The sequence below is a fragment of the bacterium genome, assembly GCA_017744355.1.
Classification (GTDB): domain Bacteria; phylum Cyanobacteriota; class Sericytochromatia; order S15B-MN24; family UBA4093; genus JAGIBK01.
In genome coordinates, this window is the sequence record JAGIBK010000004.1 from 146886 (window position 1) to 167004 (window position 20119).

The window sequence follows — 20119 nt, forward strand, 5'->3', positions numbered from 1 at the left end:
ATGATCGTTGACCAGGAAGAGGTGCCCATGAAAGCCCTGCTCGTTCCCCATCCCTCGCGCCTCGAAGGCTTCTCGGCTACAGACTTCGACGTCTTTAGCCTCCCGGACTTCACGGCGCGGATGGAGGCGCTCAAGGCCCGCGTCCGGCCCAAGCTCGAGGCGTTCGGGGCCGCCCTCGCCCCCGAGCTCTCGGCCATGCTCGGCGAGCCGGTCTATCCCCATGTCGCCAAGCATGCACGTCGCACGGTCAACCCGCCCAACGACACCTGGGTGGCCTGGTCCACCAATCCCCGGGGCTACAAGGCCCACCCCCACTTCCAGCTCGGCCTCTGGGGCACCCACGTCTTCGCCCAGTTCGCCCTGATCTACGAGAGCCCCCTCAAGGGGCCCTTCGCCGAAGGGGCCCTTTCCGATCTCGCGTGGGTCCGCTCCGTGGTGCCCGACACCATGCGCTGGTCCCACGACCACATGCGCCCCTTCGGCGATCGCCACGGGGCCATGGACGAAGCGGCCCTCACGGCCTACTTCGAGCGGGTCCGGCGGGTCGCCAAGGCCGAGGCCCTGTGCGGCATCGACCTGATGCGAGAGGAGGTCGAGGCCATCGACGGCGCTGCGCTCGCAGAGCTTGCCATGGCGACGTTCCGGTCCACCTTCGAGCTGTATCGCCTGGCAAATTCTCGAAAGCAAGCCTATCAGGAAGCTTAAACCCCCGCCGTTACTGCCATCCGTTCCTTGGCATCGAGCGGCATCCTGCGTAATATGTTTAGGATGGAGGTATTCATGGCAGCTGATCGACACACCACGTCCCCCTCGGTGGAGACGATTCTTCGACGCCTGGACGAGCTGGGCCTGCGCAAGGTAGAGTTCGCCCGCCGACTGGGAGTCAGCCCGGAGTACATCTATCGCATCCTCAACGGCAAGGTCGCGTTCCCCGGCATCCGCGAGACCCTCGAGAAGATGGCCGAGATCCTCGACATCGACCCGACCCGCTTCCCCGAGTACGTGCGCTTCCAAGAAGGCCTCTCGCCCTCGGCCCAGAAGGTCTGGGACCGCATGCGCGAGCTGCGCCTGACCCGCGAGGACCTGTACCGCAAGATCGAGGGCCGCATCAGCCGCCCCTACTTCTACGGGATCCTGCGCGGCGACCATCCCTTCCCCACCAACCGCGCCTTCATCCAGCTCTTCTCCACGGCGCTCGGCATGCAGCCCTCGGACTTCCCCGAGTACTCGGTGGCGCGCGAGCACCGCTGGCGCACCGAGGAGATGCGCGATTTGGAGCTGCGCTTCCTCAACCTGCTCTTCGACAAGATGCTCTCGGATCGGGGCTACAGCGACAACCCCATCCAGTTCAACCTGATCAACCCGTCCATGATGGACCTCTTCCCCAAGGACGAGGACTACGCCGCCGAGCTCAAGACCATCTTCAAGCGGATGGGCCACTGGGGCCTCGGCATCCCCGAGCTCGCCAAGCTCTCGGCGGTGCCCGAGCGCAAGCTGCGCCTGCTCTTCTTCGGCCAGATCACCCCGTCGTCGGTGCCCGCCGAGATGGAGCGGATCTTCTCGGCCCTGCAGCTCGACACCGTCAAGGCCTAAAGCCTTCCAAAAGACCTCGCCCCTGCTGGTTGAACCGGCAGGGGCGAGGTCTTTTGGAGGCCGCTGTTAGGGGCGATCCCCCTGGATCCGGGCGAGGCGCTGGGCCGTGCGGTAGGCCTCGTGCGCGCCGTGGCGATCGCCCATCTCTTCGAGCAAAGCCCCCAGGTGCTCGTAGCCCTCGACGAAGTCGGGGTCCAGCTCCAGGGCCTGCCGATAGGCCTCGACGGCCTCGTCGAGGCGGCCCATCTCGTGGAGGGTGGCGGCAAGGTCGTGCCGGGCGATGGGGTCGTCCGGGAAGTGCGAGAGAAACAGCCGGTACTCTTCAACGGCCTCCTTGAGGCGCCCCATCTCGGCCAAGAGGTGGGCGACGCTGAAGCGCAGCTCGTGCTCGTCGGGGCTGGCCTCGAGGGCCTCCGTGAGCTGCTTGAGGGCGGCCTTGCGATCGCCCTTGGACGCCAGGAGGTTGGCGAGGTTGTGGTGAGCGTTGGTGTTGGCGGGATCCGTTGAGATGGCCAGGCGGTACTCTTTCTCGGCCGCGCGGCGATCGCCCCGGCGCTCGAAGAGCGAGCCCAAGTTGTTGTGGGCGAAGCTGTGCTCGGGGTCCATGCGCAGGACCTCGGCGTAGAGCTTGAGGGCTCCTTCCTGGTCGCCAACCTGCTCCAGGGACCATGCCAGCTCGAAGCGCGCGTCCACGTCGTCCGCATCCAGCTCCAGGAGCTGCTTCAGCTCGCGGATGGCCACCTCCCACTCGCCCTGCTGCTCGTAGGCCCAGGCCAGGTGCAGGCGCGCCTCGGTGTCGGCCGGATCGGCCTTGAGGGCGGCGCGCAAGGGGGGCACGGCCCCGGCGAAGTCGCGCAGCTCGATCAGCGCCGAGCCCAGGTTGTAGAGGGCGTTGAGGTTGCGAGGGTTGGTCGAGAGGGCCTTGCGGTACTCGACGATCGCCTCGTCGATCCGCCCCTGCTGGAAGCGGATCCAGCCCAGGTGGTTGTGGCCCCACGAGTCGCCGGGCACCCGCCTCAGCAGGCTCAGGATGGCCTCCTCGGCCTCGTCGAGACGCCCGAGCTGCTCGAGGGCCCAGGCCAGATGACTGACCGCGTCGATGTCCTGGTGGTCGATCGAAAGGGCCCGTTCGAAGAGCGGCACGGCCCCTTCCAGGTCCTCGCGGCCCGCCACGATCATGCCGAGCATGCGGTAGCTGGGGGCGTGGTCCGGCAGGACGGCGAGGGCCTCGCGCACCTTGGCCTCGGCCAGGCGATCGTCACCCTTGAGGTGCTCTCGGTTGGCCTCGAAGACGATCAGATCCGCTTGCTCCTTGAGCTTCTCGCGCTCCTCCACCTGCTGGGCGATGCGGGTCTGGAGCTGGGCGCTCGCGGTCTTGTTGAGGCACGAGAGGGCCATGGCCAGGTCGTGGTGGGGCAAGGACCAGTCGGGCTTCGCCTCGATGGCCTTCCGGAAGGCCTCGCAAGCCTGCTCGAAGCTGCCCTTCTCGAACAGGATGGCGCCGATCCCCTGGTGCGCGACGGGGTTCGAGGGATCGAGCAAGAGGGCCTGCTTGAAAGCGGTCGCGGCCCCGTCCAGGTTGCCCGCGAAGAAGAGCATGGTGCCCAGCTCCACGTGGTTCTGGACGTTCTCGGGATCGAGCGACAGGCCCTTGCGCTGGGCGGTGATGGCCTCGGGGAGCTGGCCCTGCTTCTCCAGGGCCCAGGCGAGCGCGAAGTAGGCGTCCGCGTAGTCGGGATCGTTCTCGATCGCCTCGCGGTACTCCTTGATGGCGCCGGGCACGTTCTCCTTCTCGGCGAAGACCTCGCCCAAGAGGTAGTGGGACTCGGCGTGGCGCGGGTCGCGCTTGAGGGCGAGGCGCAGGGCGAAGGCCGCGTCGTTGAGCTGCCCCCGCTCCAGGTGGTCGGCGCCGAGGCGGGCGAGCTCTTCGGGGGCCGCGTCCGCCGAAGGGGTGCCGAGGGGGCCCTTGCCGGGCATGAAGGGGGTGCGATGCTTGGGTGCCATACGGCCATGATACCAGAGTTGGCGCGTTCGAGCGCCCTGGCGCCTGCTTGGCGCCTCTGGTAGAATCGCCTCGACCCCGTAGCGGGCGCAAAGCGAAGGAGGCAGACATGTCGGATGCGATCGACACCATGGTGAACGAGCGGCAGTGGGCGGTGATCGGCGCCTCCAACGCCCACCACAAGTTCGGGCGGCGCATCTTCGACCACCTCAAGGCCCTGGGCTACCAGGTCTACGCCGTGAACCCCAACGAGCCGAACGGGCTCGACGACGGCAGCCCCACCTACCCGAGCGTCAAGGACCTGCCGATCGTACCTTCGGTGGTGGACGTGGTGGTCCCGCCGCGCTTCGCGCGCCAGGTGATCGACGACTGCCTGGAAGTGGGCGTCAAGCACGTCTGGTTCCAGCCCGGCGCCGAAGAGATGGAGGCCATCCGCTACGCCGAGGGCCGGGGGATGACGGTTCTCTGGGGTGGCCCTTGCGCCCTGATCGAAGCCAAGCGCTGGTAGGAGGATTCAACGATGCAACGCACCGAACAGGAGCTCGAGCTCCTCGGCCAGCGCCTGATGGCCACCGGCAGCAAGGTCTGCCCCGACTGCAACCAACCGAGCTTGGTCATCCAGTTCGACGCCAACTACCTCAAGATCCGCTGCGGCAGCTGTACTTTCAAGATCGAGGACTACTTCGGCGGCTAACCTTTCAACGCGAAACGCCGCGGCCTCCTAGGAGGCCGCGGCGTTTCGCGTGTGAACGAGACTAGCGCTCGACGATGAGGCCGGTGCCCATGCCGCCGCCGATGCAGAGGCTCGCGAGGCCGTACTTGCCGCCGCGACGCTTGAGCTCGTGCAGCAGGGTGACGACGATGCGGGCGCCCGAGGCGCCGATGGGGTGGCCGAGGGCGATCGCGCCGCCGTTGACGTTGGTCTTGGTCAGGTCAGGGCCGAGTTCGCGGGCCACGCCGAGGCTCTGGGCCGCGAAGGCCTCGTTGAGCTCGATCAGGTCCATGTCGGCCATCTTGAGGCCCGACTTCTTGAGCATCTTCTGGACGGTGGGCACGGGGCCCATGCCCATGATCGAGGGATCGACGCCGCCCGAGGCGTAGGCGACGACCGTGGCGAGCGGGGTCACGCCCAGCTCCTTGGCCTTCTCCTCGCTCATCAGGACCACGGCGGCCGCGCCGTCGTTGATGCCCGAGGCGTTACCGGCCGTCACGGTGCCGTCCTTCTTGAAGGCGGGACGCAGCTTGGCGAGGCCCTCGGCGGTGGTGCCGTGCTTGGGGTACTCGTCCTGCGCGACGACCTTGGGGTCACCCTTGCGCTGCGGGATGACGACCGGGGCGATCTCGTCGGCGAAGCGATCGGCCTTCATGGCCGCCTCGGCCTTCAGCTGCGAGCCGGCCGCGAACTGGTCCTGCTCCTCGCGCGAGATGCTGTACTTCTCGGCGATGTTCTCGGCGGTGATGCCCATGTGGTAGTCGTTGACCGCGCACTGGAGGCCGTCCGAGATCATGGTGTCGAGCATGGGGGTGGTGCCCATGCGCGCACCCCAGCGGGCGCCGGGCATCACGTAGGGGGCCTGGCTCATGTTCTCCATGCCGCCCGCGACCACCACGTCGGCGTCGCCGAGCAGGATCGCCTGGACGCCGAGGCTGATCGCCTTGAGGCCCGAGCCGCACAGCTTGTTGATGGTGGTGGCGGGGACCTCGACGCTCAGGCCGGCCTTGAGGGCCGACTGGCGGGCGGGGCCCTGGCCGAGACCGGCCTGGAGCACGTTGCCCATGATGACCTCGTCGACCGCCTCGGGGGCGACGCCGGCGGCCTTGAGGGCCTCCTTGATCACGTGGGCGCCCAGGTCCACGGCGCTGACTTCCTTGAACGCCCCGCCGAACGACCCGATCGGGGTGCGGACGGCGCTGGCGATGACGACTTTACGCATGGGGTTCCTTTCGTAACAAGACAATATGCGATCGCCCGTTGACGCGGCCGGATCGCCCTTCATAGGATAGCCCCGAACCCATCGGGGAGATAGGGAGGGACAAGATGGATCGCTATCGTTCAAGAGCTCCCGGCGCCCTGATGATCCTGGTCGCCATCGTCCTGATCACCGCCCCGATCATCATGGCCGCGTGGGACACGCCCGGCGTCTTCTGGAGCGACGTGATCATCGGCCTGATCGTCACCGGCCTGGCCGTCTGGCGCCTCATGGAGGGGCCGCCCCTGCTCAGCTGGATCACCGGCCTCTTGGGGGTGTTCTTGCTCTTCTTGCCCCTGATCTCGGATCTGCCAGCTCGTAGCCTGCTCGGTGCGCTCAACACCCTGTGCGGGCTTGCGATCGCAGGCCTCTCGGCCTGGTCCTTGTTCCAGCCCTTCGAGGAGCACCCAACGGGCGAGCCGATCTTCAAGAGCGCGGCAGACCCGTTGGGGGAAAAGCGCAAGAAGCGCCTGCCGAAACTCTAGGCGAGCACCAGCTCCTTGAGCGTGGGCGAGACGATGATCGGAGCGCCGGTCTTGGCCTTGATCTCCTCGACCGTCACGCCGGGGGCGGTCTCGATGAGAACCAGGCCTTCGGGGGTCACGTCGAGCACCGCGAGGTCGGTCACGATCATGTGGACCACGCCCTTGCCGGTCAGCGGCAGATCACAGGCTTCGAGGATCTTGTGCTCGCCGTTCTTGCTGACGTGCTCCATGGCGACGACCACGCGCTTGGCGCCGGCCACCAGGTCCATGGCCCCGCCCATGCCCTTGACCATCTTGCCGGGGATCATCCAGTTGGCGAGATCGCCCTTGGCCGAGACCTGCATGGCCCCAAGGATGGTGAGGTCCACGTGGCCGCCGCGGATCATGGCGAAGGAGTCGGCGCTGGAGAAGTAAGCCGAGCCAGCCAGCTCGGTGATGGTCTGCTTACCGGCGTTGATGAGGTCCGGATCCTCCTCGCCCTCGAAGGGGAAGGGCCCGATGCCCAAAAGGCCGTTCTCGCTCTGGAGCACGACGTCCATGCCTTCGGGGATGTAGTTGGCCACCAGGGTCGGGATGCCGATGCCGAGGTTGACGTAGTAGCCGTCGCGCAGCTCCTGGGCGATGCGCTGGGCGATCTGGAAGCGATCGAGTGCCATGTCGAAGTCCTCCTAAACCGTCGCCGTGGCGCGCGGACGGGTCGTGCGCTGCTCGATACGCTTCTCGTAGGCGACGCCCTGGATGATGCGCTGAACGTAGATGCTGGGGGTGTGGATCTGGTCCGGGTCGAAAGTGCCGACCTCGACCAGCTCCTCGACCTCGGCGATGGTCACGGCGCCTGCGGTGGCCATCATGGGGTTGAAGTTGCGAGCGGTCTTGCGGAAGACCAGGTTGCCCATGGTGTCGCCGCGCCACGCCTTGACGATGGAGAGATCCGCCTTGAGGGGTGCCTCGAGAACGTACTCGTGCCCGTCGATGATCCGGGTCTCCTTGCCCTCGGCGACCTTGGTGCCGACGCCGGTCCGGGTGAAGAAGCCGCCGATGCCGGCGCCGCCCGCGCGGATGCGCTCGGCGAGGGTGCCCTGCGGCACCAGCTCGACCTCGAGCTCGCCGCTGAGGAACTGGCGCTCGAAGGTCTTGTTCTCACCGACGTAGCTCGAGACCATCTTCTTGATCTGGCGGGTCTGGAGCAGGAGGCCGAGGCCGAAATCGTCGACCCCGGCGTTGTTCGAGATGAAGGTCAGGTCCTTGACCCCGGAATCCCGGATGGCGAGGATCAGGTTCTCGGGAATGCCGCAGAGGCCGAAGCCCCCGGCCATGATCGTCATGCCGTCGCGCAGCAGGCCGCTCAGAGCCTCCGTCGCGTTGGCGTGCACCTTGTTCATACTAAGGCGTCTCCTTGAAGTGGCGCGTCTCGTTGATCGAACGAAGCGATAAGGGCGTTCTTAACTCAAGGTTATACCATGGATGGCATCCCGGGGCCCGAGGCGGCGGGCCACGTCCAGGCCCTCGATCACCTGGCCGATGACGGTGCCGGGAAAGCCCGCCCCGTCCGCCTTGACGATGCCGTAGCGGTGCCGCACGAAGGCGGGCTCGGCGTCCGGGGTGAACTGCCGATCCATCACCAGGGCCCCGGCCACCTGGGGCAGGCGGTTGTGGTCGAAGGTGGTGGGCATCAAAGCGTACTGGTAAGTGCCCGAGCCGTTGTCCACGTCGGTGTCGGGGCCACCCAATTGCACGTAGCTCGGCGAAATCCGCCAGAAGCCCTCGGCGCTGAAGGTGCCGAACTCCACCTCTTTGAGAAAGTGCCGGGTGTAAGTCGGCGCCTCGGCGGGAAACAGCACCACCGTGATATCCCCCTGGCTGGTCTTGATCCGCAGGCGCGGGCCGATCGCCAGGGGATGGCCTGCCGCCTTCTCGAGGGCGGGGGGCAAGACGACATTAGGATCGACCACTGCCGGCAAGGGCGCGGGGACCGGCCCCCGCGGGACGTAGAGCGGGCCTGTCGCGACCACCCCCACCAGGACGAGCATCAGCCACGGAACCACCATCGGGGCCTCCTTTTTTCGGCAAAGCGGAGAGCTGTCCGCTCGATCCTAGGGGGCCGAAACCGTGATGCCATCGTGCGTTTTTGCAAACGGGCTTCGTTGACGCCCCAGCGAGCCGGGGCGTACACTGACGAACATGTTTATCGATCGTGCAACCATCAAGGTCAAAAGCGGCGCCGGGGGTAACGGCGCCGTCGCATTCCGCCGGGAGAAGTACGTCCCCCACGGCGGGCCGTCCGGCGGGGACGGCGGCAACGGCGGCTCCGTCGTTTTGCGCGCCACCGAGGATCTCCAGACCCTCCTCGACTTCCGCTACAAGAAGGAGTTCGTCGCCGAACCCGGCGGCAAGGGCGAGAACAAGAACATGACGGGCAAGAACTCGCCCGATCTCGTGATCAAGGTTCCCTGCGGGACCGTGGTCTACGACGCCGACAGCGGCGACCTGCTCGCCGACCTGAGCCATGCGGGCGACTCCTACGTCGCGGCTGCGGGCGGCAAGGGCGGACGCGGCAACCAGCACTTCGCCACTCCCACCAACCGCGCCCCCCAGTACGCCGAGCCCGGCGGCCCGGACTTCGCCCGCAACCTGCGCCTGGAGCTCAAGCTCCTGGCCGACGTGGGCCTGGTCGGCCTGCCCAACGCCGGCAAGTCCACCCTGATCTCGGTCATCTCGGCCGCCAAGCCCAAGATCGCCGACTACCCCTTCACCACCCTCCAGCCCCAGCTGGGCGTCGTCCAGTTCCCGGACGGCGACCAGGTGGTGGTGGCCGACATCCCGGGCCTGATCGAGGGCGCCCACACCGGGGCGGGCCTCGGCCACGAGTTCCTGCGCCACGTGGAGCGCACCCGGATCCTCCTGCACGTGCTGGACGCCTCGGGGGGCCCCGAGGGCCGCGACCCGCTCAATGACTGGGAGACGATCAACGCCGAGCTCGCGAAGTACTCGCCCGAGCTGGCCCAGCGCCCCATGGTCGCGGTGCTCAACAAGCTGGATCTGCCCGAGGCCCAGGAGAACCTGCCCCGGCTGACGGCGGCGCTCGAAGCCCAGGGCTGCCCGATCTTCACGATCTCGGCGGCGACCCGCGAGGGGCTCACCCCCCTGCTCAACTACGTCCGGCACCGGGTCCGCGAGCTGCCCCCGCCCCCGAGCTTCCTGCCCACCCCGCAGGAGGCCCCCAAGCCGGTCAGCAAGACCTTCACCATCCACAAGCAGAACGGGGTCTACGTGGTCCGCGGCGAGCAGATCGAGCGTCTGCTCGAGATGACCAACATGGACAGCCCCGAGGCCTTGCTCAAGCTCCAGCGCGCCTGGACCCGCCTCGGCCTCACCGACGCCCTGCTCGCCCACGGCATCCAGGACGGCGACACGGTCCAGATCGGCAGCCTCGAGTTCGACTTCGTGGTCTAGGGCACGAAGCGGTGGAGCGGATCCTCGTCGTCAAGGTCGGCACCAGCACCGTCGCAACCCCGCACGGACTCAACGGCAAGGCGCTCATGCGCCTTGCCGGCGCCGTCTCCGACCTGGCCGAGCGCGGCTGGCGCACCCTCATCGTCACCTCGGGGGCGGTGGGGGCGGGTCGCGCGCGGCTCGGGATGACCGAGAAGCCTCGCACCATCGCCTCCAAGCAGGCAGCCGCAGCGGTGGGCCAGGGCCTGCTGATGCACGCCTACGAGACGTTCCTCGCGCCTCTGGGCCTTGCGAGCGCGCAGCTGCTCCTGACCCGCGCGGATCTCGCCGATCGCCAGCGCTACCTGAACGCCTCCAACACGCTCAGGGCCCTCTTGGACCACGACGTGCGGGTGGTGCCCATCATCAACGAGAACGACTCGGTGGCCATCGACGAGCTGAAGTTCGGCGACAACGACACCCTCTCGGCGCTGGTCGCCCAGCTGGTGGACGCCGACTGGCTCGCGATCCTCTCGGACGTGGATGGCCTCTACGACAAGAATCCCCACCAGCACCCGAACGCCGCCCTCATCCCCGAGGTCGCCGAGCTGACGCCCGAGATCGAGGCCCTCGCGGGCGGCGCCGGCTCGGACGTGGGGACCGGCGGCATGGTCACCAAGCTTGCCGCCGCGCGGATCGCCACCTCGTCGGGCATCCCCATGGCCCTCATGGCGGGCCAGGACCCCGCCCAGCTCGTCGCCCTCGCGGAGGGCCGGACGGTGCGCGGCACCATCTTCCGGGCCCGCGAGGACCGGCTGGAGGCGCGCAAGCGCTGGCTCGCCTTCGGCATGGGGGTTCGCGGCACGCTGAGCCTGGACGAGGGAGCCGTGCGCGCGCTCGTCCAGGACCACAAGAGCCTCCTGCCCGCGGGGATCCGCGCCGTCGAAGGCGACTTCTTACCCGGCGAGACGGTCTCGCTGCGCGACGCCGCCGGCCGGGAGCTGGCCCGAGGGATCGCGAATTACGGCGCCTCCGAGCTGCGCCGCATCCAGGGCCGCAAGAGCTCGGAAGTCGAGGCGCTGCTCGGCTTCAAGGTGGCCGACGAAGTAATCCACCGCGACAACCTCGTCATCCTCTAAAGTCCCCGCTCACTGCAACCGAATAAGCTTGTCCTTTGCGCCGCTGAAGCCGGAATCGCTCACGTAGAGTTGACCATTCGGCGCCTGGGCGATCACCTGCACGGTCGTGAACCCGATCGCGGAATTAAGGACCGTGCCGCCCGGCAAGATTTTGGCGATCCTGCCGTCGCCTCGTACCGCCACGTAGACGTTCCCGAAGGGGTCCACCGTGAGACCAGCGGCGCCCGTGAGGCCCGAAGCGAGCAACGTGGGCAGGCCGTTCACCAGCTTGTAGACCTTGCCGTTGCCTGTGGCGGTGTAGTAGAGCGTCCCCAGCCCATCCACGGCCACCCCCTCGCCGCTGTTCGTATTGCTCGCGACTACCGTCGTCGAGGAGGTGGCGCCGGGCAGGAACTTGAAGACCCTGCTATTCCCGGAGCTTGCGACGTACACGTTGCCCGCGGCGTCCACCGCCACCCCCTTGGGATTGGCAAGGCCCGTCAAGGTTCGCTCGAGCGTCCCGGTTGGCGAGAAGACCAGCACGTTGTCACCGCCGATGGTCGTGACGTACAGGTTGTTGGCGGCGTCCACCGCGAGCCCGCGCGGCTGGACGATGGCAGGGTCCGTGAAGGTGGTTTGCAGGACGCCGCTCGCGTCGTACTTCTTGATCTGGTTGAGGGCCGACTCCACGACGTAGATGAAGCCGTTCCGATCCACCGCCACCCCCATGGGCACCTTGAGGTTGGCAACGAGATCGCTCTTCACAGCCGGCACGTCGATCGACATCGAGGCCAAGGCGTCGTCGTTGGCGACGGCGAGGGTCGCCGACGCGGTCGAGAGCGGTTGGCCGCTGGCGTCGTAGGAAGTTGCGAGCAGCTGGTAGTTGGTGGTCGGCCGGAGGTTCGAGACGGTCACGACGCGGGATGCGCTCGCCTGGGTGAGGCTGGGATAGCTGGCCCTCGGGGCCGTCAGGTCGGTGAGGATCAGCGAGGCGGAAGCGGGGCCCAACAGGTTGATCGTCACGCTCGCCCGGCCCGCGAACACGGTATCGACCAGCTTGACGGGCAGCCTGGCAGCAATGGCCGACTGGTCGTTATTGCCCACCGCAACGGTGGCGGCACAGCGCTCGTCGTCGGTCGAGATCAGATTGCCGGCGGCATCGTAGGCACGGGCGAGCACCCGATAGGTGGTCTGGGGGCGGAGGTTGCCGAGCAGCGTCGCCCGGTTGAAGTCGATCGGGGCCGTGAGGGTCTTGGTCAGCGCGTTGGGGTCCGAGAGGGTCGTGGGCTGGCCCGTCAGCGCCGAGATCGGCGCGAACTCCTCGGGGGCGGTTTGGATCTCCAGGATGAGGTCCAGACGATGGATGTCGGCTGCCGTCTTGGGGGCGACAACGGCCTGGACGCGCGAGCCCGCGAACAAGCTCGGAGTGACGAGCAGCGACGTGCCAGGCGACGCCAGGGGCGGGACTCGCGCGCAAGCGGTCGCCAGCACGAGAAGCGATAGGGCCGTTGGCAAGATCAAGCGCATCCTCGTTCTCCTTCTGCGTTGATGACGACGTTCATGCAAAGTTGAGCCCCGAGCAGGTAGCGGTCAGCCATCTCGGTTGCCTAAAGCAGCCGGATCGCGAACCGCTACCTTGGAGCCGGTCTTGAGGGGATGCGCCTCGTTAGTCGATGGTTTCGCTGCCCGAGTGGCCCAGATAGCCGGGCAAGACCTCGAGGCCGGTGGCGTTGCCCGTGCCGCTGAACATCACGTTCTTGAGCTGAACGGGCACGGGGGGAAGGGTGATGGCGTTGTTGTCGGCCACGTCGAAGTCCAGCATGGACTCAGCGTCCACGCTGATCGGAGCGGAGGTGCCGTCCGTGGCGTAGGCGTAGGCCCGAATCCGGTAATAGCTGTCGTACGAGAGATTGCCGAAGGTGACGCTCTGGCTGTCGATGGGGCCCACGATATCCTTCGAGGCCTTCTCGGTCTCGGTGCCGCCTTGGAACTTGTAGAGCTTGAGGGTCAGGTGGTGGATGCTCGCGGCGGTGTACGGGCTGACGACGGCCTGCGTGGTACGTTCGCCTGCGATAACCTGGGGCCTGACCGTCACGCTGGCATTACCGGCAGGAGAGCCGGCAGGGGCCGCTGGGGCTGCATGACAAGCGGGCAAGAGCATGAGGAGGCCCAGGGTGGCGATGAGTTTCTTCATGACGTCTCCTTATTCGATGTAGGGCTATGGTCAATGCGTTGTAGAATCAGGCCTTCACTCTAACGAGGACTACCCTCGCTTGCCCCTTACGATCTCGACCGGTTTTTTTGGCCAGAACCACCGAACGAAAGACAGGCAGGGAACCATGCGGCCCTCCTTGCCAAGGGCGGGACGAGCGCCTAAGATCCAGGCGGGATCCCTGGCTCGAGGAGGCTCCATGACCGTCCTGACTCCGTCCGTTCGTACCCTCGCCGAGGCCGCCAAGGCCGCTGCCCCCGCCCTGGCGCGGACTCATGCGGGCGCGCGCGATCGCCTCCTCCACGCCATCGCCGACCGATTGATCGCTTCCGAAGCCGTCATCCTCGAAGCCAACGCCTTGGACCTCGAACGCGGCGAAAGCGAAGGCCTCACCGGGCCCCTCCTGGACCGGCTCTCGCTGGCAAACGGCCGAGTCCAGGCCATGGCCGACGGCCTGCGCGCGATCACGGCACTTCCCGATCCGCTGGGCGAGGTGGTCGGCGGCTGGACCCGCCCCAACGGCCTCAAGATCGAGCAGGTGCGCGTGCCCCTGGGGCTCGTGGGCTTCATCTACGAGGCGCGCCCCAACGTCACGGTCGAGGCCGCGGGCCTCTGCCTCAAGTCCGGCAACGCCCTGGTGCTGCGCGGGGGCTCTGCCGCCTTCGACTCCAACCGGGTGCTGGTGCGCCTCATCAAGGACGCGCTCGAAAGCGAAGGCCTGAGCCCCGACCTGGTCCAGGGCATCGAGAGCACCGATCGCCACGTGGTGGACGAGCTCCTGGGCCTCACGGGGATCCTGGACGTGGTGATCCCGCGCGGTGGGGCAGGTCTCATCCAGCGGGTGATCGAGAAGGCCCGCGTGCCCGTCATCGAGACCGGCACCGGCAACTGCCACCTCTACGTGGACGCATCGGCCGACGGCGAGATGGCCGAACAGATCGTCCTGAACGCCAAGTGCCAGCGCACCGGGGTCTGCAACGCCGCCGAGAGCCTCCTGGTCCACGCTTCGCGCGCCCATGACTGGCTGCCCGGCATGCTCGAAAAGCTGGACGCTGCCGGCGTCGAGATTCGCGGCGACGAAGCGACCCGTGCTGCCTTCGCCAAGGCCAAACCGGCCACCGAGGAGGACTGGGGCACCGAGTTTCTGGACCTCGTCCTCTCGGTCAAGGTCGTTTCGTCGCTCGACGAGGCGATCGCGCACATCAACCGCTACGGCACCCGGCACTCGGAAGCCATCGTGACCAACGACTACGCCAACAGCGAGCGCTTCCTGGCAGAAATCGACGCGGCGGCGGTCTACGTCAACGCCTCCACCCGCTTCACCGACGGGGGCGAGTTCGGCTTCGGCGCCGAGGTCGGCATCTCGACCCAGAAGCTGCACGCCCGCGGCCCCATGGGCCTGCGCGAGCTGACCACCACCAAGTACCTGGTGCGGGGCGCGGGCCAGACCCGGTAACTGGCTCCATGGCACGACGCATCGGGATCTACGGCGGATCCTTCGACCCCTTCCACCTGGCGCACCGGCAGGTGGCCCAGACGGCCCTCGACCAGGGCGGGCTCGACCACCTCCACGTGATTCCCGCCAGGGTCTCACCCCACAAGCAGCACGTCCCGCCCGCCCCGGGCGAGGCCCGCTACCTGATGGCCGTGCTCGGCACCCTCGACGAGCCCCGGATCACCGTCGAGCGCTGGGAGCTCGACCGGCATGGCCCCTCCTACGCCTTCGACACCGTCATGCACGCCCGCCATTGCCACGGGCCCGACGCGGAGCTGTACTGGCTCATCGGCGCCGACAACGTGGCCTCGCTCATGCGCTGGCACCGCGCCGACGAGCTCATCGCCGCCTGCCGCTTTTTGGTCGTGCCGCGCGAGGGGCTCGAAGGCGATGCGCTGGAGGCGGCCATCGCGCACCACCTCCCCGCCTCCCTCGCCGAGAGGGTGCGGCCGCTCGAAATGCCCCCCATCGACATCTCCAGCACCGCCATCCGCGATCGCCTGCAAGCCGGGGTCCCCGTGACGAATCAGGTTTCACGGTTGACCGCGCTTTATCTGGAGCGCTACAATCTCTATCCGGCGAAAACGGCCGACTATCCGTGCTAACGCCCGCAAGCGGAGCGCCCTTCAAAACGATGATAACGCTGAACTCGACCATCCAGGCCTACCTCGCCGAAACCCTTTCGGCGAAGAGGGTCGCTCATATCCTGCGCGTCGCCGAGACCGCCAGGGAGCTGGCCACTAGGCACGGGGTGGACGTGGAACGCGCCGCTACCGCCGCCATGCTCCACGACGTGGCCCGCGAGACGCCCGGGCACAAGCTGCTCGACGAGTGCCGCAAGCGCGGCGTGGACATCCTGCCCATCGACGAGGTCAACCCCATGCCGAGGCTCCACGGCCGGCTGGGCGCCCTGTTGGCCCGCGAGCGCTTCGGCATCGACGACCCTGAGATCCTCGAGGCGATCGCCAGCCACACCCTGGGCCGGGTCGGCATGACCCCGCTCGAGATGGTCGTCTTCCTCTCCGACTACACGGAGCCCGGCCGCGAGCCCCACGACGGCCTCGACGAGGTGCGCGAGATCGCCCAGACTGACCTCTCGCTAGCCACGCGCCTCGCCATGGATTACACTATTCGTCACTTAGTGAACAAACGCCGTGCACTTCACCCCCAGATGGTGGAGGCGCGCAACTGGATCCTCACCCGCGCCGGCGAGGCTCCCCAACCTGGAGGTTCTTAGTTGATCGACAGCCGCAAACTGGCTGAGCTGGCCGCCAAAGCGGCCGACGACAAGAAGGCCAACGCCATCACCCTGATCGATGTGGAGCACGTCTCCAGCATCACCGACTACTTCCTGATCTGCTCGGCCAACACCGGCGTGCAGCTCAAGGCCATCGCCGACAACATCGAGAAGAAACTCGAAGAAGCGGGCCACCTGCCCCTCCACATCGAGGGTCAGCAGTCCGCGCGCTGGATTCTGCTGGACTTCGGCGTGCTCGTCGTCCACGTCATGCTCGAGCAGGACCGCGACTTCTACGGGCTCGAGAAGCTCTGGAGCCACGGCAAGCGCGTGGAGTGGACGCCCGCTCCCCGCGAAATGCAGGGAGCGAGCTAGGCTTAATCCTTCCGAGCCAACACGGCCGTCCGGGGCATCGCCTCGGGCGGCTTTTCCATCTCCTGGGGCTTGCGACGGTGCTCCGAGAGGAAGCCGAGCGCGCCCTTGAGACCGGCGTTGAGCACCGCGAGCCGCACCAGGGTCGGCCGCGCGAGCACCTGGTTGAAGGCGAGCACGGTCTGGCCGACGGCCTGCGCGGCCGTGTTGGCCGAATCCACCGCCTTGTCCATCTTGGCGAGCTTATGGTTGACGTCGGCGACGATCTGGTCCGCCTGGCCCATGCCGTGTTCGGCCTGGCGCAGGATCGTCTCGATCTGGGGAATGACGGAGCTACGGAGTTGGGCGATGGCGAGCCCGAGCTGCCACAGCACGACCGCAAGCAAGCCGCCAACCACGATCACCGCCACGATCAGCACCCCGTAAAGCACATTCTGAGGGGTCAAGGGGGCCTCCTTTCTGGCGCTTTCCGGAGTATTGTACCCGACAGGCCAAGCTTTGCTCGTTTGCCAAGCCCTTCCCCCCATGGGATCATCGCGGAGCGCCCACCTTCCAGGAGAGGCACACCCCATGACCGCCCCCTTCCAGCTACGCGACGGCCACGCATCCGATCGTCCCATGATGCGCCAGGTCCTCGAGATGGCCGCCCTCGCGAGCTATCCGGACCTTCGCGCGCTCGGGCGCCTGACCCTGCGCGATCGCCTCGACGCCCTCTTTGCGAGCTACGACCTGCCGGGCAGGCGCTGGTGGATCGCCGAACGCGACCAGGAGGCGCTAGGGGGGCTCTGGGCGATCGCCGGGCTCCACCCGATCCTGGAGACGCCCGAGACCCTGATCGTCGCGGTAGGGGTCGTCGAGGCTGCGCGTGGCCAGGGCGTGGCGCGCGCGCTGATGACCCATGCCCGCGACGTCCTGAAGGCCGAGGGCTATGATGCCCTCCGGCTCTTCGTCCACCCCGACAACGCCCCGGCGCGCGCGCTCTACGCGTCGCTCGGCTTCGAGTCCACCACGCTGGAGCTGACATGGCGTTAAGGCTCGCCTGATTCCAGGAATAATGCAGGAAGCAGGAGGTCGCGCCATGAACATCGGTCCCTCGTTCCGTCCCCCCCGGTTCCTCTCCCCCAAGCTCGCCTCCTCGGCCCCCGAGACGCCGATCTCGAAGCCGGGCTTCTTCGAAAAGGCGGGGGACTTCGCCCAGAACGTCTTCCAGTCGCTGCGCACCTGGGAGAACCCCAACGCCAAGGCCCCCAGCGACACGGGCGGCCTCAAGCTCGCGACCTACAACATCTGGGTCGGCGGCAAGAAGCTCTCCGAAGTGGACGCGGACCTGCGCCGGCTCGACGCCGATGTCGTCTGCCTGCAAGAGACGACCGAGGCCTCAGCGCGCCGCCTGGCCGAGCGTCTGGGGATGCACATGAGCTTCTACGCCCAGGAGCAGGGCGTCACCCGCGTGGTCGGCAAGGCCATCCTCTCGCGTCACCCGATCGAGGACACCCGGAACATCCCCTTCAAGAAGAGCTGGGGCGACACCTTCAAGGCCATTGGCCGCGCCCTCTGGAACGGACCAAGCCTGCTGACCGTGGGCGAGCCCCTCGAAAAGCGAAGCTTTCTCAGCGCCAGCCTCAAGGTAGGCGGCAAGGAGATCGAGATCCTGGACGCCCACCTCAGCTTCGCCGACCCGGTGGCCAACGCCAAGCAGCAGCAAGAGCTCGCCGACTACGTCGCCGAGCGCCAGCAGGAAGGCAAGACCGTGATCCTCGCGGGCGACTTCAACACCAACTTCGCCCTGGCCAAGGGCGGCACGGCGGACGCCAATGGGACGGTGGCGACCCCGACGGACACGGCCGCCGAGTACCGTGAGCGCTACGGCGTAGACCTAGGTAACGTGGGCGACGCCAAGAACCGGGCCGCCACCGAGCGGCTCCTCTCGCTGATGAAATCCAACTGGCAAGCCCCCGAGCGTCTTGCGCTGGTCGATGGCCAAGCGATGACCCCGGAGGAAGCGCGCCAAGAGCTTGCGAGCGGCAAGGCGGCGCCAGGGTCCGAGCGTCACAAGGCCCTCTTGAGGGCAATGGACGGCATCACCAACTTCGAGGACGAGAAGCGCTACGACAACATCCTCGCCACGTCCGACGTGCGGATCGCCTCGACCCTGGTGGACCAGACCACGCGCGGCTCCGACCACCAGCCGGTGCTCGCCTCGATCCGCTGGGACGGCTGAAGAAAAAATCAGCGGTTTCCACGGGCCAAAGGGCACGAGAATCAGGAGTATAATCGAGTAAGCGCCACGCATGACGCGTGGCGCTTCTTTTCTTTAGCTAGAGAGAGAGTACATATATATGGCAGTCACACTCAGCGCCACGGGCGCCGGCGGGCTCCTGGACCGCGAAACGGTCATCAACGACTTCTCCATCCAGGTCGCGACCGTCAACGGCTCGGGTTCGCAATCAGCCAACCTGGTCCTGCTGCGTTCGATCTTCCGCATGGGGATCCCGGTCAGCGGCAAGAACCTCTTCCCGTCCAACATCGCCGGTCTGCCGACCTGGTTCACGATCCGCGCCAACAAACACGGCTATGTGGCCCGCAAGGCTCAGAACGAGCTCTTCGTCGCCATGAACCCCGAGACCATCGCCGAGGACGAGGCCCAGCTCATGCCGGGGGCCGTCTTCATCTACAACAGCGACCTCAAGTTCACCCCCTCGCGCGAGGACGTCCTCGCCGTCGGCGTGCCCTTCGGCGCCATCGTCGCCCAGACCTGCCAAGAGGTGAAACTCCGCAAGCTCGTCACCAACATGGTGTACGTGGGCGTGCTCGCCCAGCTGATCGGGATCGACCTCAACGAGATCGAGGCCGCCCTCGCCAAGCAGTTCAAGGGCAAGGAGAAGGCCGCGACCCTCAACTTCAGCGCCGTCCAGGCGGGCTTCGACTGGGCCGCGACCAACCTCGACTTCAAGGTCCCCTACCGCCTCGAGCGGATGGACGCCACCGCGGGCAAGATCATCATCGAGGGCAACCGCGCCGCGGCGCTGGGCTGCCTCTTCGCCGGCACCACCGTGGTCGCCTGGTATCCCATCACCCCCTCGACCTCCCTCTGCGAGAACCTGATCGGGTATCTCGAGAAGCACCGCCTCGACCCCGAGACCGGCAAGGCCACCTTCGGCGTCGTCCAGGCCGAGGACGAGCTCGCCGCGGCGGGCATCGTGTTCGGCGCGAGCTGGGCCGGCGCCCGCGCCATGACCGCCACCTCGGGCCCCGGCATCAGCCTGATGAACGAGTTCGTCGGCCTCGCCTACTTCACCGAGATCCCGGGCGTCATCTTCGACGTCCAGCGCGTGGGCCCCTCGACCGGCCTGCCCACCCGCACCCAGCAGGGCGACCTCATGGCCCTGTACCACGCCTCGCACGGCGACACCAAGCACCTGGTGCTCATCCCGGCCACCCCGCAGGAGGCCTACGAGCTCGCTTACCAGGCCTTCGACCTCTCCGAGCGCTTCCAGACCCCGGTCTTCGTCATGCTCGACCTGGACCTTGGCATGAACAGCTGGATGGCCGATCCCTTCCCCTACCTGGACCAGCCCCTCGACCGGGGCCCCGTGGTCACGGCCGAGGATCTGACCCGCCGCGTCGAACAGGCTCCCGAAGGCGCCAAGCACGACGTGTTCGGCCGCTACCGCGACGTCAAGGGCGACGGCATCCCCGAGCGCACCCTGCCGGGCACCCCGCACCCCCTGGCCGCCTACTTCACCCGCGGCTCGGGCCACACCTCCGAGGCCAAGTACTCCGAGAAACCCGCCGACTACACCTGGCTGGTCGATCGCCTCGCGCGCAAGCATGAGACGGCCCGCAAATACGTCCCGACCCCCGTCGAGGACTGGCAGGGCGCCGAGGTCTCGATCGTCGCCTACGGCACCAGCGAGTACGCCGTCCAGGAGGCGCGCGACCTGTTGGCCGCCCAGGGCATTTCGACCAACTACCTGCGGGTCAAGGCATTGCCCTTCACGCCTTCGGTCAAGGAGTTCGTGAAGAAGAGCCGGCGCGTCTACGTGATCGACCAGAACCGCGACGGCCAGATGGCCTCGCTGCTCAAGCTCGAGATCGACCCGGCCGATGCGCCCAAGATCCGCTCGATTCGCCACTACGACGGCATGCCCATCGACGCCATGTCGATCGTCGAGCCCGTCCTGGAAATGGAGAAGCACTAAG

General features: G+C 67.2%; 20 protein-coding genes and 1 pseudogene. 14 read left to right on the forward strand and 7 right to left on the reverse strand.

Going from position 1 to position 20119, the window contains the following annotated elements:
• Positions 1 to 27: 27 nt before the first annotated feature.
• Entirely contained in the window at positions 28 to 705 is a 678-nt protein-coding gene (locus J7643_11620; protein MBO9541228.1) for a DUF1054 domain-containing protein, read from the forward strand.
• A 75-nt stretch (positions 706 to 780) separates the two neighbouring features.
• A complete protein-coding gene (locus tag J7643_11625; protein MBO9541229.1) occupies positions 781 to 1593 on the forward strand; it encodes a helix-turn-helix transcriptional regulator in 813 nt (270 codons plus the stop codon).
• 66 nt (positions 1594 to 1659) lie between these two features.
• Here the strand turns inward: J7643_11625 and J7643_11630 are convergent, their stop codons facing one another.
• Positions 1660 to 3597 (reverse strand): tetratricopeptide repeat protein, encoded by a 1938-nt coding sequence (locus J7643_11630; GenBank protein MBO9541230.1) that lies wholly within the window; start codon positions 3595 to 3597, stop codon positions 1660 to 1662.
• Positions 3598 to 3704: 107 nt separating this feature from the next.
• Here J7643_11630 and J7643_11635 point away from each other — a divergent pair, with 107 nt between their 5' ends.
• Positions 3705 to 4103, forward strand: a complete 399-nt coding sequence (locus J7643_11635; GenBank protein MBO9541231.1) for a CoA-binding protein — start codon at positions 3705 to 3707, stop codon at positions 4101 to 4103.
• A 12-nt stretch (positions 4104 to 4115) separates the two neighbouring features.
• The gene (locus J7643_11640) at positions 4116 to 4289 is read left to right on the forward strand and encodes a hypothetical protein (GenBank protein ID MBO9541232.1); all 174 of its coding nucleotides are present in this window, start codon (positions 4116 to 4118) and stop codon (positions 4287 to 4289) included.
• Positions 4290 to 4350: 61 nt separating this feature from the next.
• Here J7643_11640 and J7643_11645 read toward each other — a convergent pair whose 3' ends face one another.
• Complete coding sequence (locus J7643_11645) at positions 4351 to 5529, reverse strand: acetyl-CoA C-acetyltransferase (protein MBO9541233.1); 1179 nt, start codon at positions 5527 to 5529, stop codon at positions 4351 to 4353.
• A gap of 104 nt (positions 5530 to 5633) precedes the next feature.
• Between J7643_11645 and J7643_11650 the strand changes: the two genes are divergently transcribed.
• Positions 5634 to 6050 (forward strand): hypothetical protein, encoded by a 417-nt coding sequence (locus J7643_11650; protein ID MBO9541234.1) that lies wholly within the window; start codon positions 5634 to 5636, stop codon positions 6048 to 6050.
• Here the strand turns inward: J7643_11650 and J7643_11655 are convergent.
• Together J7643_11655 and J7643_11660 are read right to left on the reverse strand one after the other, a co-directional pair.
• Positions 6047 to 7432 (reverse strand): annotated as a pseudogene (locus tag J7643_11655) (3-oxoacid CoA-transferase subunit B). The gene J7643_11650 and the pseudogene J7643_11655 sit on opposite strands and share 4 nt — an antisense overlap.
• Before the next feature lie 60 nt (positions 7433 to 7492).
• Positions 7493 to 8098, reverse strand: coding sequence for a peptidylprolyl isomerase (locus J7643_11660; GenBank protein MBO9541235.1), 606 nt, complete (start codon positions 8096 to 8098; stop codon positions 7493 to 7495).
• Positions 8099 to 8231: 133 nt separating this feature from the next.
• On the opposite strand from J7643_11660, the gene obgE reads away from it, so the two are divergent.
• Complete coding sequence (obgE, locus tag J7643_11665) at positions 8232 to 9503, forward strand: GTPase ObgE (GenBank protein MBO9541236.1); 1272 nt, start codon at positions 8232 to 8234, stop codon at positions 9501 to 9503.
• 11 nt (positions 9504 to 9514) lie between these two features.
• Entirely contained in the window at positions 9515 to 10621 is a 1107-nt protein-coding gene (gene proB, locus J7643_11670) for a glutamate 5-kinase (GenBank protein MBO9541237.1), read from the forward strand.
• Between the two features lie 9 nt (positions 10622 to 10630).
• Here proB and J7643_11675 read toward each other — a convergent pair whose 3' ends face one another.
• Both J7643_11675 and J7643_11680 read right to left on the reverse strand, forming a co-directional pair.
• Entirely contained in the window at positions 10631 to 12127 is a 1497-nt protein-coding gene (locus J7643_11675; GenBank protein ID MBO9541238.1) for an NHL repeat-containing protein, read from the reverse strand.
• A gap of 139 nt (positions 12128 to 12266) precedes the next feature.
• Positions 12267 to 12794 carry a hypothetical protein gene (locus J7643_11680; GenBank protein ID MBO9541239.1) on the reverse strand — a complete coding sequence of 176 codons (528 nt, stop codon included), beginning with the start codon at positions 12792 to 12794 and terminating at the stop codon, positions 12267 to 12269.
• A 217-nt stretch (positions 12795 to 13011) separates the two neighbouring features.
• Here J7643_11680 and J7643_11685 point away from each other — a divergent pair, with 217 nt between their 5' ends.
• The 4 genes from J7643_11685 to rsfS are packed head-to-tail and all read left to right on the forward strand — an operon-like array spanning position 13012 to position 15919.
• Positions 13012 to 14268, forward strand: a complete 1257-nt coding sequence (locus J7643_11685) for a glutamate-5-semialdehyde dehydrogenase (protein ID MBO9541240.1) — start codon at positions 13012 to 13014, stop codon at positions 14266 to 14268.
• An 8-nt stretch (positions 14269 to 14276) separates the two neighbouring features.
• Entirely contained in the window at positions 14277 to 14912 is a 636-nt protein-coding gene (gene nadD, locus J7643_11690; protein MBO9541241.1) for a nicotinate-nucleotide adenylyltransferase, read from the forward strand.
• Positions 14913 to 14941: 29 nt separating this feature from the next.
• Complete coding sequence (gene yqeK / locus J7643_11695) at positions 14942 to 15544, forward strand: bis(5'-nucleosyl)-tetraphosphatase (symmetrical) YqeK (protein MBO9541242.1); 603 nt, start codon at positions 14942 to 14944, stop codon at positions 15542 to 15544.
• A 3-nt stretch (positions 15545 to 15547) separates the two neighbouring features.
• Positions 15548 to 15919: a ribosome silencing factor gene (gene rsfS, locus J7643_11700; protein MBO9541243.1), complete on the forward strand. Its 372-nt coding sequence runs from the start codon at positions 15548 to 15550 to the stop codon at positions 15917 to 15919.
• 2 nt (positions 15920 to 15921) lie between these two features.
• Here the strand turns inward: rsfS and J7643_11705 are convergent, their stop codons facing one another.
• Positions 15922 to 16362: a hypothetical protein gene (locus tag J7643_11705; GenBank protein ID MBO9541244.1), complete on the reverse strand. Its 441-nt coding sequence runs from the start codon at positions 16360 to 16362 to the stop codon at positions 15922 to 15924.
• Positions 16363 to 16486: 124 nt separating this feature from the next.
• On the opposite strand from J7643_11705, the gene J7643_11710 reads away from it, so the two are divergent.
• The 3 genes from J7643_11710 to J7643_11720 all read left to right on the forward strand — a co-directional run bounded on the left by J7643_11710 (position 16487) and on the right by J7643_11720 (position 20118).
• Entirely contained in the window at positions 16487 to 16948 is a 462-nt protein-coding gene (locus J7643_11710; protein MBO9541245.1) for a GNAT family N-acetyltransferase, read from the forward strand.
• A gap of 46 nt (positions 16949 to 16994) precedes the next feature.
• Positions 16995 to 18137 carry an endonuclease/exonuclease/phosphatase family protein gene (locus tag J7643_11715; protein MBO9541246.1) on the forward strand — a complete coding sequence of 381 codons (1143 nt, stop codon included), beginning with the start codon at positions 16995 to 16997 and terminating at the stop codon, positions 18135 to 18137.
• Between the two features lie 118 nt (positions 18138 to 18255).
• Positions 18256 to 20118 carry a 2-oxoacid:acceptor oxidoreductase subunit alpha gene (locus J7643_11720; GenBank protein MBO9541247.1) on the forward strand — a complete coding sequence of 621 codons (1863 nt, stop codon included), beginning with the start codon at positions 18256 to 18258 and terminating at the stop codon, positions 20116 to 20118.
• Position 20119 lies beyond the last annotated feature (1 nt).

Excerpts from the sequence above, each read along its gene's own strand:
- J7643_11715 (MBO9541246.1), top strand. The coding sequence starts at position 16,995 with ATGAACATCGGTCCCTCGTTCCGTCCCCCCCGGTTCCTCTCCCCCAAG.
- J7643_11675 (MBO9541238.1), bottom strand. The coding sequence starts at position 12,127 with ATGCGCTTGATCTTGCCAACGGCCCTATCGCTTCTCGTGCTGGCGACC.
- yqeK (MBO9541242.1), top strand. The coding sequence starts at position 14,942 with ATGATAACGCTGAACTCGACCATCCAGGCCTACCTCGCCGAAACCCTT.
- nadD (MBO9541241.1), top strand. The coding sequence starts at position 14,277 with ATGGCACGACGCATCGGGATCTACGGCGGATCCTTCGACCCCTTCCAC.
- J7643_11685 (MBO9541240.1), top strand. The coding sequence starts at position 13,012 with ATGACCGTCCTGACTCCGTCCGTTCGTACCCTCGCCGAGGCCGCCAAG.
- J7643_11710 (MBO9541245.1), top strand. The coding sequence starts at position 16,487 with ATGACCGCCCCCTTCCAGCTACGCGACGGCCACGCATCCGATCGTCCC.
- J7643_11635 (MBO9541231.1), top strand. The coding sequence starts at position 3,705 with ATGTCGGATGCGATCGACACCATGGTGAACGAGCGGCAGTGGGCGGTG.
- J7643_11650 (MBO9541234.1), top strand. The coding sequence starts at position 5,634 with ATGGATCGCTATCGTTCAAGAGCTCCCGGCGCCCTGATGATCCTGGTC.
- J7643_11680 (MBO9541239.1), bottom strand. The coding sequence starts at position 12,794 with ATGAAGAAACTCATCGCCACCCTGGGCCTCCTCATGCTCTTGCCCGCT.
- J7643_11630 (MBO9541230.1), bottom strand. The coding sequence starts at position 3,597 with ATGGCACCCAAGCATCGCACCCCCTTCATGCCCGGCAAGGGCCCCCTC.
- J7643_11720 (MBO9541247.1), top strand. The coding sequence starts at position 18,256 with ATGGCAGTCACACTCAGCGCCACGGGCGCCGGCGGGCTCCTGGACCGC.
- obgE (MBO9541236.1), top strand. The coding sequence starts at position 8,232 with ATGTTTATCGATCGTGCAACCATCAAGGTCAAAAGCGGCGCCGGGGGT.
- J7643_11625 (MBO9541229.1), top strand. The coding sequence starts at position 781 with ATGGCAGCTGATCGACACACCACGTCCCCCTCGGTGGAGACGATTCTT.
- J7643_11640 (MBO9541232.1), top strand. The coding sequence starts at position 4,116 with ATGCAACGCACCGAACAGGAGCTCGAGCTCCTCGGCCAGCGCCTGATG.
- J7643_11645 (MBO9541233.1), bottom strand. The coding sequence starts at position 5,529 with ATGCGTAAAGTCGTCATCGCCAGCGCCGTCCGCACCCCGATCGGGTCG.
- J7643_11620 (MBO9541228.1), top strand. The coding sequence starts at position 28 with ATGAAAGCCCTGCTCGTTCCCCATCCCTCGCGCCTCGAAGGCTTCTCG.
- J7643_11660 (MBO9541235.1), bottom strand. The coding sequence starts at position 8,098 with ATGGTGGTTCCGTGGCTGATGCTCGTCCTGGTGGGGGTGGTCGCGACA.